Raw genomic sequence first — 13,374 nt, forward strand, 5'->3', positions numbered from 1 at the left:
GGACGTTTGCCTGCGTTGGGCAGGACGGGCGTGTTGTCCGGCGTCGCGCTCGGCCTTTGCCGTGGAACCTCGGATCAAGTCCGAGGGTGACAACCTGGTTTGTTGTGGGCGGCGTGCGACACCATCGGCAGTGGTGTTAGCGGTCATCGCAGGATGTCGATGACGCACGCGCTTGTCACCCTCGGGCTTGACGCGAGGGTCCCTCGCGGCGGCTGATGGACGTTGCCTGCGTTCGGCAGGGCGGGCGTGTTGTCTGGCATTGCGCTCGGCTTCTGGCATGGACCCTCGGATCAAGTCCGAGGGTGACAACCTGGTTTGTTGTGGCGGCGTGCGACGCCATCGGCAGTGGTGTTGGCGGTCATCGCAGGATGTCGATGACGCACGCGCTTGTCACCCTCGGGCTTGACCCGAGGGTCCATCGCGGCGGCTGAGGGACGTTGCTTAAAGGATTACTGATCGTGGGGATCGGGGCGGTCCAGTTCCCGATCGATGAGCCAGCCGGCAAATGTCGCCGCCCTGTCCTGGCCGAGGAGCGTGTTGCAGCGTTCCAACATCTTCAGGGCCTGCAAGTGGCCGAATTCTTGGCTGATACCCGACCGCTCCAATGCGGGCAGCGACGCCTGACAATTTGCCCTTGTCAGACTCGTCGCCGACGATCCGTCATCATCGGCCAAAGCGGGGACAGCAAAGGCGCCGAGCGATAGAGCGAGGCCGAGGACAGCCGCGACGCGGCAAGATTTCAAAGCAGGCATGCGACGATCGGTGCGGACAAACATGATTTACCTCCTTGATGATTTCCAGTTGGCCGCTTGATAATTCAATTCGGTCGAGCAAGAGCGACGGTTACATCCCGGGGACGTTTCGCGCTGACGCTAGAGCAACTGCGCCTGACGGAGGCCGGGCGCCTGCGGTTCAGGTCTCGTACGGCGGCTTGCCGCCAACCAGGCTGCGCACCTGTTCCAGCAGCGCCTTCGGATCGAAGGGTTTGTGGATGACCTCGACCTCGGTCATCTGCAGGCCGCTGGCATAGCCGGTGATCATGATAACAGGCAGGCCGGGATAGCGTTCGCGGGCAAGTTCGACCATTTGCCAGCCATTCATATCGCCGGGCAGGCCGTAATCGGTGATCAGCAGATCGACATGCAGGCCGGCCCGCAACAAGCGCAAGGCGTTGGAGGCGCGATCCGCTTCCAACACCCGATAGCCGGAATCGCGCAATTCCTCCGCGGTCAGTTCGCGCACGCCGATTTCATCTTCGACCAGCAGCACGGTCTTGTCGAGCTTGGCCACCGGGCCGGCGCGGACATCCGGATTCATGGCATGGAAGGGCAGGCAGAGGCGCACTGTCGTCCCCTTGCCGGGCGTGGTGTCGATCTGAACCAGGCCGCCGGATTGGCGCATGAAGCCATAGATCTGGCTGAGGCCGAGGCCGGTGCCTTCGCCGATCGGCTTCGTCGTGAAGAAAGGTTCGAAGACATGGGCGAGAATTTCCGGCGTCATGCCGGTCCCGGTATCGGAGACGGCGATGGTCGCATATCTTCCCGGCGCCGCATCCTCGTAATTGGCGGTATCCGTTTCATTCAGGATGATGTCCTCGGTCGTGATGGTCAGCCAGCCACCATCCGGCATGGCGTCGCGCGCATTGACGCAGAGATTGAGCAGGGCGCTTTCAAGTTGGCTGCGGTCGCAGCGCACCAGCCACTGCCCGTCGGACAGCTGCAATTCCACTTCGACGGCGGGACCCACGGTCCGCTCGATCAGATCCTGCATATCGAGGGCAATCGTATCGAGGCAGATCGGTTCGGGCTGCAGCGTCTGTTGCCGGGAAAAGGCGAGCAGATGCTGCACCAGGGCAGCCGAGCGCTTCGCCGCCTTCTCGCCGGCTTCGATATAGCGGGGGATCTCCGTCACGCGCTGCTGCGTCAGCCGGCTGCGGATCATGCTGAGGCTGCTGATGACGCCCTGGAGCATATTGTTGAAGTCATGGGCGATCCCGCCGGTCAGCTGGCCGATCGCCTTCAGCTTCTCGCTCTGGCGCAAACGCACCTCCGCCTGTTCGCGCTCGCGAATTTCCCTTCGCAGGTCCTCCAGAGCCCGTTCCAGTTCGGCGGTCCGTGCCGCCACCCGTTCCTCCAGCTCGGCGCTGCCGCGTTCGAGCAATTGGCGGGCACGGATCTGATCGTCGATATCGGTCGAGGTGCCGATCCATTCGATGACACCGCCACGGTCGTCACGTATCGGCAGGCTGCGCGACTGACACCAGCGATATTGGCCGGAAGGCGCGTGGAAGATGCGGTAATCGGCCTGGAACTGATCCTCCGCCTCGGCCCGCTGCCAGGCGGAAATGGCGCTCTCGCGGTCCTCCGGATGCACGGCGTCGAGCCAGCCCAGATCCAGGCTGCTTTCGTCCAAAAGGCCGGTATAGGCGCTCCATTGCGGGCTCGACCAGTTCCATTTGCCCGACTCGATCGCGCGCCAGGCAAGTTGCGGCATGCCTTCGATCAGCACGCGCTGGCGGGCCTCGCTTTCGCGCAGGGCCTCCTCGGTGCGGCGCCGCGGGGTGATGTCACTGGCGGCGCCGAACCATTCGCGGATCTCGCCGTTCGTTTCGAGGATCGGCACGGCACGCGAGAGTGTCCAGCCGATGCTGCCATCGGTGCGCACGAAACGGTGCTCCAATTCGAAGACGCTTTTTGTCCGGATCGCTTCCTGTACGGCGTTCCAGACGCGCTTGCGGTCTTCGAAATAGATATAGGCGGTGAGCCAGGTGCCGTCCTGGCTCGGCTTATCGGAGAGGATGCCGCGGCCTTCGAAAGCGCGCAGCTCCATCCAGTCCGGGCTCATGCGATAGATCATATAGGAACTGGCATTGACCAAAGCGCGCAGCCGCTCTTCGCTTTCGCGCAATTGCTCCTCGACATGGCGCCGCTCGGTGATGTCCTGGCCGATCTTCAAAAAGCCGCGCAGCTCGCCACTATCGCCATGCAGGGAGGTGACGGTGCCATCGATGAAGACCCGGCTCCCGTCCTTTCGCAGATGCCAGCGCCGGTCCGGCGCGACACCTTTTGTCCGCGCCGTCACGACCTCCTTCTCATCCTCCTTGGCGGCAACATCTTCCGGCACGTAAAGGATGCTGCCGGACCGGCCGAGGATTTCCGCCTTGCGCCAGCCGAAGACGGCTTCGGCGCCGGGCAGCCAGTCGGTGACGCGGTTCTGGGCGTCGGTGACGAAGATCGCATAATCCCGGGCATGTTCGACGATCAGGCGGAACTGCTCGGCGCTGCTGCGCAACTGATCGAGCTTCTGGAAGCGATCGACGGCGAGGCCGAGAATATTGGCGCAGCTGCGCAGAAAGTCGATTTCCGGCGGGGTGAATTGCCGCGGCGTGAGGGTCGCCGCCGCCTGCAAAAGGCCGAAGAAGCGTTCGCCGGGCAGCAGAATCGGCACCGCCGCCAGGGTCCGGATCTCCACCTCGCGCATGAAGGATTGTTGAGCGAGGCCTTCCGCCATCCCCTCCTGCCACAGCACCGGTTTCCGGGTGCGGAGCGCCTCGGCTTCGGGCGACTGATCGCCAGCTTCGGGCATCAGCCGGCCGATGAGATCCGGCGCCCAGCCATGGCCCGCCCGCAGCCGCAGGCCCGGCTCGTCAACGCGGCGTTCGACAATGGCCGAATGGGTGATGGCAAGTGTCCGGGCGATAATGATCGCTGCCTCGGTCAGGATGACATCCAGGCTTTTGGCATGCAAAACGAACGCCCCGAAATCGGCGAGGACCTGCTGCGGTTGAAGCGGCGACTCTTGATCGGGCATGGCTCTCGCCGGATTGTGATGCATTGCCCCGACAGCATCTCAGCCAAGGCCGTCCTCGGCCGGTGGCGCTGCAGATGTTCCCGGGGGCAGATACTACGCAGCTTATCTACAAGGAGGCGGATGTCGTCACGATAGGCCGCCTGAGATGAAATTAAAATGCCGGGCACCTCGAAACGTTCCTTGGATGGGACAGCCGCCTTCCTTTAGGAATGCAGGCCACTCGCTGCACCGCAATGTGAGCGAAGCGATCATCGCCTGAAGGCCGGAACTGCCTCGTTCCGCTCCGGCAGGCGGCGGCTTCAGCCTATGCCCGGTCGGGTTTCAACGGCGATTTCGGTGCAGATGCCGCATTGGCGGGATGGAAATCCACGGAACAGGCGGTGATGACGAGAAGCAGGGCCCGTTCGGCCCGCAACGTGACCGAGCCGCCGGGCGGGTTGATCGAGGCCAGGACTTCGAGGCCAGGACTTCGAGGCCAGGACTTCCAGGCGGCCATCGGGCTGCGGCAATGAATTCTGGAAGAGATCGACCGGATCGGGTGCGAAGGGCAGGGCGATGCCGCCGCCCAATGTCGGCCTGCGCCGATGCGAGTCAGGCCCGAGGGTGACAACCTTGTTTGTGGTTGGCGTGGTGCGATGATGGGAGGCGTGTCTTGATTGCGACGCCGCCAGTCATCGCAATGCGCCAAGGCCATTCGCGCTTGTCACCCTCGGACTTGATCCGAGGGTCCATGTTGAAGGCAGGCGTGGTGTCTGAAACGTTACGCCGCGCTGGGTTTGCCGGTGAAGGCGGAGATCGGTTTCTCCTCATCTCGATCGAGATGTTGGGAAAAGGCCTTGAGGCCGGCGATCAAGGGATGGAGTGCGCGCCAGAGGTCTTCGTCATTCAGCATGCGATAGGCCCCGCTGAGGCCCGGTGCTTCATCTTCATTCGGTTCGGGGCGGTAGCGGCTGGCGCTGTCGAGGGCGTCGGTGATGGCGAAGACGGTCTTCTGGAAACGCGCCGGCGGGATGCGCGACAGGGCCATCAGCAGGAGCGAGAGGTTCTGGAGAGCGTTCAGCGTGCCCTCCTTGTTGAGCCCATCGACCACCACCTTGGCGATCTGGGTATTGGCGCAGACGAGATCATTGGCCAGGCGCAGCATGCCGTGCTTGTGCAGGCTGTCCAGCAGGCGCTGCAATTCATCCTGCGCGTCGGGGCTGGTCTTGGTCGGTTTGACATCATAGCCGATACGCTCTGCCATGGACCTCTCCATCAGGGATTATAGCCGGTCGGGATGCTCGATATGCTGGGGCGGGGCGATGTAATCCTCGCGCTCCCATTTCTCGTCCACCGGCACGCCCTCGATCGGATGACGGTGGCCGAAGCGGAAATTGCGCTGCGGCAAGGGCGGCGGGTCCTTCTGCCGCCGCAGCACATCGATCTTCACCGCGATCTCCTTGTAAGCCGGCGTGTTGACATCCGGGTCGTGATGCTCGCCGGTCAGTTTGTTGAGCCCGGGCTTGCCGTGATGCAGCGGCAGGAAGAGATTGCGGCCGCTGACCCGGTCGGTCACCACCGCCGGCACATCGATCGAGCCGCGCCGCGAGGTGATGCGCAGCCAGCTGCCATCCTCGATGCCGCGCTCCCTTGCCAGTTCGGGACTGACCTCGACAAACCATTTCGGCGAGAGCGACCAGACACGCGGGCCGCGTCCGGTCTGGTTCATCGCCTGGAACTGTTCAAGCATGCGGCCATTGTCGAGCATCAGATCGTATTCGGCATCGGCCGCTTCCTCCGGCGCCTTCCAGGTGAGGGGATAGAGCACCGCCTTGCCGCCCGGCATGTGGAAGCCGTCGGTATAGAGCAGCGGCGTATCGGTGCCGTCGGGCTCGACCGGCCAATGCAGCGACTTCCAGCCTTCCAGCCGCTCATAGGTGACGCCGGCGAAGATCTTCGCGATGGCGGCGACCTCATGCATGATCTGCGATGGGTGGGTGTAGCCCCAATCATGGCCCATATGGGCGGCGAGGTCGGTGAGAATGCGCCAGTCGGGCCGGCTGTCGCCCAGCGGCGGCAGCACCTGATAGAAGCGCTGGATGCGGCGCTCGGTATTGACGAAGGTGCCTTCCTTCTCGACGCTGGGGCAGGCCGGCAGCACGACATCGGCGAATTCCGCCGTGCGGCTGAAGAAGATGTCCTGCACCACCATGAAATCGAGCTTGGTGAAGGCTTCATGCACATTCTTGGAATCGGCATCGGAAAAGGCGGTCTCTTCGCCGATCACATATATCGCCCGGACCTTGCCTTTCTCGGCATCCTGCACCATGAGGAAATTGTCCTCGCCGATCTTGTCGGAGAGCGCTTCCGGTGCCACACCCCAGGCCTTGGCCCATTTTTCGCGGATCTTCGGATCGGTCACTTTCTCATAGCCGGGATAGACATTCTTGAGGCAGCCGAAATCGCTGGCGCCCTGCACATTGTTATGGCCGCGCATCGGATAGCCGCCGGTGCCGGGCCGGCCGTAATTGCCGGTGACCAGCATCAGGTTGGACAGCGCCGTGCTGGTATCGGCGCCGTGGCTGTGCTGGGTGATGCCCATGGCCCAGAGCAGGCAGGCGGATTTTGCCTGGCCGATCATCTCGCCGGCTGCGATCAGCTGTTCCTTCGGAATGCCGGTCATCTCTTCGGCGAAGTCCAGCGTGAAGGGCTCCAGCGAGCGGCGGTATTCCTCGAGCTTTCCGGGCTCGACATGCTTTGCGAGGAAATCGAGATCGGCATAGCCGCGATCGAACATGTAGCGGGCCAGCGCCGAGGCCCAGACGAGATCGGTGCTGGCCTTGGGCCGCAGATGGATATCGGCACGTTCGGCCATTTCATGCTTGCGCATATCGGCGACGATCAGTTTCTGGCCGCGATGCTTGCGCGCGGCTTTGATGCGCGAGGCGATGACCGGATGGTTCTCCGAGGTATTGCTGCCGACGATGATGATCAGTTCGGCCTTTTCGATATCGTGGATGGTGCCGGAATCGCCGCCGAAACCGACGGTGCGCTGCAGCCCCATGGTCGCCGGGTTCTGGCAATAGCGTGAGGAATTGTCGACGCTGTTGGTGCCGATGATCAGGCGGGCGATCTTCTGCGTCAGATAAGCTTCCTCGTTGCTGGCCTTGCTGGAGCCGATGAAGCCGATGCTGTCGGCACCGAATTGCGCCTTGATCTCCAGCAGGCGGCGAGCGACCAGCGCCAGCGCCTCGTCCCAGCTGGCTTCGCGGAAGCGGCCATTTTCGCGGATGAGCGGTGTGGTCAGGCGCTTGCTGCTATTGACGAAATCCCAGGCGAATTTGCCTTTGATGCAGGTCGAGATGCCATTGGCCGGCGCATCGGCCACCGGCTGCACTTTCAGGATATGGCGGTCCCGCGTCCACATCTCGAAAGCACAGCCGACGCCGCAATAGGTGCAGACCGTCTTGGTGCGTTTGATCTCCGGCTGGCGCAATTTCGTGTCGATGATCGAGAGGCCGGTGACAGCCGGCGTGCCAATCGTCTCTTCCATCGATTTGATGAAATCGATCAGCGGCCGCTTCACCTCCTGCGACATGGCGGTGAAGGGACCGGCATCGGGCTGCATGGTCTTTTCGAGAAGCGCATTGCACGGGCAGACGGTGACGCAATGGCCGCAGCTGACGCAGCTCGATCCGGCAATCCGGGTGCCGCCATCCCAGAGCACCCGGGGATGCTCGGCATTGAAGTCGATGCTCAGCGTCTCATTCACCTCGACATTCTGGCAGGCCTCGACGCAACGGCCGCAGAGAATGCACTGATCGGGGTCGTAGGTGTAGAAGGGATTGGTCTCATCCTTCTCATAGGGCTTGCGCTCGAACGGATAGCGCTGCACCACCATGTTCATATCGGCGAAAGTATTATGCAAGGTGCAGTCGCCGGTATTGTGCTCGCAGACGGTGCAATAGAGTTCGTGTTTCGCAAGGAGGCGATCCATGCCTTCTTCGCGCGCAGCTCTGGCAACCTGGCTGTCGATCACCATGCCGTCGGTGCTGCGCAAGGTGCAGCCGCGCACCAACTCGCCATTCATCTCGATCCAGCAGGTATCGCAGGTCTGGATAGGACCGAGGCTTGGGTGGTAGCAGACATGGGGCAGGTTGATGCCCTGGACGGTGAGGAATTCGATCAGCGGTATATCCGCTTCGCCGGTGAGCACCTGGCCATCGTAAGTTATGGTGCAAGTCGCCATCGCGCTCTCCCTTTCGGTCGTTTCCCGCCGGTCTTTTCCCCGCATTGGAGAAACCGGAGGAGAAGCGGGAGGTTCCACGATCGCGTGGGGGGTGGATCGCTGCGTCAGCTATCTGACGTCCGGCTGCGATGCCGATCATCGGAGGGTGGTGGATGCCACTTCCGCTGGTCACCGTCGGGCTTGACCCGAGGGTCCATGGCTGATGCCAAACAGATACCAAAACAGCATAACGATTCTGACAATGCAGCCAGCGATCATCAGTTGCTCCGGTGGACCCTCGGGACAAGCCCGAGGTGACAAGCTTGTTGGTGATCAGCATCGCGCGATGGCGGTCGGCGGTGGGGGCCGGACCGGTTCAATGCAATTGCAGCATGCAGGGCGGGGTGGTCGCGGAGCTGGCGCAGGAAACCACCGCATCATCGACATTGTCCTTGTCCTGCCCCAGCAGATGGCGGTCCGAATAGTCTTCTAACTTGGTGATGTTATCGGCGGTTCCCGGCACGATCTGCGCGCCGCCGAAGAGCTGCTGGGAAAGTTGCTCCCCCTGGCCAGGGGAGAGATTCAGGGCAACGCGCGGCGAGGTCGCGCCGGGCGTCGAAGAGCCGAAGGTATTGGTTTGCGGGATATCGACCGGGACGGGAGTATAGTTCTTGTATTCTTTCTTATCGTCGTGGCTGCATCCCAGAAGCGCTGCGCCTGACAGAAGCAATATCGAAATGCCGATCGCCTTCCGCATGTTTCCCTCCCCGGATATCAAGGTCAACTATACACAACGACCGGGCAATATCCTCGCCTTGTTTGCGCCGCCCGCGCCGCCCGGCCTCACCATGGACCCTCGGGCTTGACCCGAGGGTCCATGGTGAGGCCGACACCGGTGCCGTAACGCACAGCCTTGATGACATTCCGATGAATGCCGTCTCATCAGACCTGCCTTGCAGAAGCGCCGGCATCAGGGGCTTGGCGATTTGGGCGGTTTGGCCTTAGACTGGCGGGACGCGCGCCGGTAGCGATATCGACGCCGCGTATTCATGCGGGCCGGCATCCTGACGATTGCCTTGCGGCATTTCCGGCCGGCTTTCAATAGATAATTGGAATGGTGATGTGATGCGCTACAAGAAGCTGGGCGGCAGTGGTCTTCTCGTTTCGGAAATCTGCCTCGGCACCATGACTTTCGGCGGCCGCGGATTCTGGAACGCGATCGGCAATCTCGATCAGTCGGTGGCGGATGGCATCGTCGCCCGGGCGCTGGATGCCGGAGTCAATTTCATCGATACCGCCGATGTCTATTCGGAAGGCCTGTCGGAGGAAGTGACCGGCAAGGCGATCGCCAATTCCGGCCGCCAGCGGTCTGACGTCATCCTCGCGACCAAGGTCTTCGGCGCGACCGGGGAGGGACCGAACGACCGGGGCGCCACGCGCGGCCATATCATGGACGGGGTCAAGGCCAGCCTGAAGCGCCTCGGCACGGATTACGTCGACCTCTACCAGATTCACGGCCTCGACCAGAACACGCCGATCGAGGAGACGATGCGGGCGCTGGAAGACCTCGTGCGCCAGGGTCATGTCCGCTATATCGGCGTTTCCAACTGGTCGGCCTGGACCATCATGAAGGCGCTGGGCATTGCCGAGAAGCATGGCTGGACGCGGCTTTCCACCTTGCAGGCCTATTACACCATTGCCGGCCGCGACATCGAACGCGAGATCGCGCCGTTGCTGGCGGAAGAGAAGCTCGGCCTGATGGTGTGGAGCCCGCTGGCCGGCGGCCTGCTTTCCGGCAAATATGACCGCGACGGCAAGGGGCCGGAAGGGGCGCGCCGGGCCAATTTCGACTTCCCGCCGGTGGACAAGGAGCGCGCCTTCTCCTGCATCGATGGGATGCGCAAGGTGGGGGAGAAGCATGGCGTCTCGGTGGCCCGCATCGCACTCGCCTGGCTCTTGCATCAGCCGGCGGTGATGTCCGTCATCATCGGCGCCAAGACCAATGAGCAGCTCGACGACAATCTGGCGGCGACGGAGGTCAAACTGTCGCTGGAGGAGCTGGCCGTGCTCAACGAGATCAGCGCCTTACCGCCGGAATATCCCGGCTGGATGATCCAGCGCCAGAACGCGGCGCAATATACACCGGGCGTCATCAAGCAAGACTGATGTCAGGTCAATCCCCAAGCCTGAGCGAATTCCTTAGATAGATCCAATCATGCAACAACAGAACGTGGCTGCGGAACAGGACGTTCCGCAGCAAGGTCCCTCGGCGGCCCTGGTGGCGGTGATTGCCTTCGCCACCGGCGCTCTTGTCGCCAATCTTTATTATGCCCAGCCGCTGATCGCCTTCATCGGGCCGGAGATCGGGATCAGTCCCGATCTCGCCGGTTCGATCACCAGCGTGACGCAGATCGGCTATGGCGTCGGCCTGTTCTTCCTGGTCTCGCTCGCCGATCTGGTGGAGAACCGCAATCTCGTCCTGGTGACGGTCGGGCTGACGCTGCTCGGCCTGATCGGCGCGGCGACGGCGACCTCGGTGGTGCCCTTCTTCATCGCCTCCTTCGTGATCGGCCTCTGCTCGACGGGCGTCCAGGTGATGCTGCCTTTCGTTGCCCATCTGGTGCCGGAGGCGCGGCGCGGCCGGGTGGTCGGCAATGTCATGGCGGGCTTGCTGACCGGCATCATGCTGGCGCGGCCATTGGCCCTGACCATCGCCGCCAGTTTCGGCTGGCGCGCGGTCTTCTGGGCCTCGGCGGCGATGATGGTGGTGATTGGTCTTGCCCTGCTGCGCATGATGCCGAAGCATAAGCCGTCCGCCGGCATGCATTACGGGCAGATCCTCGCCTCGATGGTGGGCCTCTTCAAAGCCATGCCGCAGCTCCGCTGGCGCGCCGCCTATCAGGGCCTGATGTTCACCGCCTTCAACATGTTCTGGACGGCAGCCCCTTTGATGCTGGCCGATCGCTTCGGCCTGGGGCAGCATGGCATCGCGCTTTTCGCCTTGGCCGGTGCGGGCGGCGCGCTCGCCGCACCCATCGCCGGCCGGCTTGCCGATCGCGGCCTCATCGCCCAGGCGACGGCGGGGGCGATGATCGTGCTCGGCGCGTCTTTCCTCGGCACGATCTGGACGGTGGTCGCCGCGGCGATGGTGCTGCTCGTCATCCTGACCGTGCTGCTGGATGCGGCGGTGCAGGTCAACCAGGTGGTGAGCCAGCGCATCATCTATGCGGTGCCGTCGAAAACCCGCGGCCGGGTCAATGCGCTTTACATGACGCTGCTTTTCGCCGGCGGCGCCCTCGGCTCGGTGCTCGGCACCATCACCTATGAATCGGGCGGCTGGGAAACCACCGCGGAAACGGGTGGTGTCATCAGCCTCCTCATGCTGATCCTGTTCTCGGCTGAGAAGCTGCGGGCGCGGGGGCGGGCGAAACGGGGATGAAGGGTACGCCCCTTACCCCTTTGCGCATCGCGCCTGTCGTCAACCATGGACCCTCGGATCAAGTCCGAGGGTGACAACCTTGTTTGTGGTTGGCGCTGTGCGCTGGCTGTTGATGACGCGCAGTGACCGTTGGCGATATTAGCCGGTCATCGCACGAGCTTAATGCTATTCCCGCTTGTCACCCTCGGGCTTGACCCGAGGGTCCATGGTGAGGACGAACACGGTGGTTGGCGTGGACCGCGCCGGCGAAGTCGGCTTCGCCGACGGTGATCAAGTCCGAGGAGGACAACTTTGTTTGTGGTCGCGCGCTGTGCGATGCGGGTGACATCCGCCTATTATACATCAACCAAGCCCGCACAATGATTGTGACATCCGCTTGTCACCGTCGGGCTTGACCCGAGGGTCCATGGTGAGGGCGAGCGTGGTGGTTGCCGTGGACCCTCGGATCAAGTCCGAGGGTGACAACCTTGCTTGTGGTTGGCGCTGTGCGCTGGCTGTTGATGACGCGCAGTGACCGTTGGCGATATTAGCCGGTCATCGCACGACCTTAATGCTATTCCCGCTGGTCACCCTCGGGCTTGACCCGAGGGTCCATGGGTGAGGACGAACACGGTGGTTGCCATGGACCCTCGGATCAAGTCCGAGGGTGACAACCTTTCTTGTGGTTGGCGCTGTGCGCTGGCTGTTGATGACGCGCAGTGACGGTTGGCGATGTTAGCCGGTCATCGCACGACCTTAATGCTATTCGCGCTTGTCACCCTCGGGCTTGACCCGAGGGTCCATGAGTGAGGGCGAGCGTGGTGGTTGCCGTGGACCCTCGGATCAAGTCCGAGGGTGACAACCTTGCTTGTGGTTGGCGCTGTGCGCTGGCTGTTGATGACGCGCAGTGACGGTTGGCGATATTAGCCGGTCATCGCACGAGCTTAATGCTATTCCCGCTTGTCACCCTCGGGCTTGACCCGAGGGTCCATGAGTGACGGCGAGCGTGGTGGTTGCCGTGGACCCTCGGATCAAGTCCGAGGGTGACAACCTTGTTTGTGGCCGGGTGCTGTGCGCTGGCTGTTGATGACGCGCAGTGACGGTTGGCGATATTAGCCGGTCATCGCACGACCTTAATGCTATTCCCGCTTGTCACCCTCGGGCTTGACCCGAGGGTCCATGGTGAGGACGAACACGGTGGTTGGCGTGGACCCCCGGATCAAGTCCGAGGGTGGTAAAAGAGTTTAGGCGAACGGTGTGCGATGCCCTCACTCAACCACTTCGCTCAGGAACCAGATGCGGCCCTGGGCTTCGTCGATCCAGTTTTCCAGCAGGCTGGCGGTGGCGACATCGCCCTGGTCGTCGCAGAGGCCGTGGGCCTCGTTCATCGCAGTGACGAGCTGGCGATTATCCGATAGCAGTTCCGAGAGCATCGCCTTGGCCGATACATTCGTCGCATCATTGTCGCGCAGCCGCTGCAGCCGGCCGATCTCGCCGATCGAATGCAGCGTGCGGCCGCCGATCTTGCGCACCCGCTCGGCGACGATATCGGTGATGGCGAAGATCTGCGCCGCCTGTTCGTCGAGCAGCAGGTGGTAATCGCGGAAATGCGGTCCGCTGACATGCCAATGGAAGTTCTTGGTCTTAAGATAGAGAGCGAAGAGATCGGCCAGGATGGCATTAAGGGCGCCGGCAATGTTCTGGCTGCTATTGGTCGTCATGATCGATCTCCTTGACGTGGGGAGTGGAAAGGAAGGTCCCGCCACCGCCCTATTGAGGGGCACAATGGGGCGGACGGCGGGACCTGGACGCTCAGCAGGGAGGCTTGGGGGCAGGCAAGTCGCAAGTTGCCATCCCTGTGTCACCAGCCTGGGGGTCAGGCAAGACCGAGCGCCGTGGCAAGGCCAAGTGCCCGAGCGACGCCGGCTCCATAGGCCGG

Annotated in this window: 9 protein-coding genes; 2 read left to right on the top strand and 7 right to left on the bottom strand. The window is 62.7% G+C overall.

The features are described from left to right. Nucleotides 1-449: 449 nt before the first annotated feature. The 6 genes from SMD27_RS17880 to SMD27_RS17905 form a co-directional block, all read right to left on the bottom strand. The gene (locus SMD27_RS17880) at nt 450-776 is read right to left on the bottom strand and encodes a hypothetical protein (protein ID WP_320509789.1); all 327 of its coding nucleotides are present in this window, start codon (nt 774-776) and stop codon (nt 450-452) included. A 136-nt stretch (nt 777-912) separates the two neighbouring features. Beyond that, nucleotides 913-3,810 (bottom strand): PAS domain S-box protein, encoded by a 2,898-nt coding sequence (locus SMD27_RS17885; RefSeq protein WP_320509790.1) that lies wholly within the window; start codon nt 3,808-3,810, stop codon nt 913-915. A gap of 304 nt (nt 3,811-4,114) precedes the next feature. Then, the gene (locus SMD27_RS17890) at nt 4,115-4,306 is read right to left on the bottom strand and encodes a hypothetical protein (protein WP_320509791.1); all 192 of its coding nucleotides are present in this window, start codon (nt 4,304-4,306) and stop codon (nt 4,115-4,117) included. Nucleotides 4,307-4,570: 264 nt separating this feature from the next. Continuing rightward, complete coding sequence (locus SMD27_RS17895) at nt 4,571-5,053, bottom strand: DUF1641 domain-containing protein (protein ID WP_320509792.1); 483 nt, start codon at nt 5,051-5,053, stop codon at nt 4,571-4,573. A gap of 18 nt (nt 5,054-5,071) precedes the next feature. Further along, a complete protein-coding gene (gene fdhF, locus SMD27_RS17900) occupies nt 5,072-8,038 on the bottom strand; it encodes a formate dehydrogenase subunit alpha (protein ID WP_320509793.1) in 2,967 nt (988 codons plus the stop codon). 355 nt (nt 8,039-8,393) lie between these two features. Then, on the bottom strand, nt 8,394-8,774 hold the full coding sequence (locus SMD27_RS17905; protein WP_320509794.1) for a hypothetical protein: 381 nt from the start codon (nt 8,772-8,774) through the stop codon (nt 8,394-8,396). Between the two features lie 368 nt (nt 8,775-9,142). Here SMD27_RS17905 and SMD27_RS17910 point away from each other — a divergent pair, with 368 nt between their 5' ends. Both SMD27_RS17910 and SMD27_RS17915 read left to right on the top strand, forming a co-directional pair. Then, complete coding sequence (locus SMD27_RS17910) at nt 9,143-10,183, top strand: aldo/keto reductase (protein WP_320509795.1); 1,041 nt, start codon at nt 9,143-9,145, stop codon at nt 10,181-10,183. A gap of 49 nt (nt 10,184-10,232) precedes the next feature. Further along, a complete protein-coding gene (locus SMD27_RS17915; protein ID WP_320509796.1) occupies nt 10,233-11,456 on the top strand; it encodes an MFS transporter in 1,224 nt (407 codons plus the stop codon). A 1,247-nt stretch (nt 11,457-12,703) separates the two neighbouring features. Here the strand turns inward: SMD27_RS17915 and SMD27_RS17920 are convergent. Next, a complete protein-coding gene (locus SMD27_RS17920; RefSeq protein ID WP_320509797.1) occupies nt 12,704-13,156 on the bottom strand; it encodes a Dps family protein in 453 nt (150 codons plus the stop codon). Nucleotides 13,157-13,374: the final 218 nt, after the last annotated feature.

The sequence above is a fragment of the Dongia soli genome, assembly GCF_034044715.1.
GTDB classification, from domain to species: Bacteria; Pseudomonadota; Alphaproteobacteria; order Dongiales; family Dongiaceae; genus Dongia_B; species Dongia_B soli.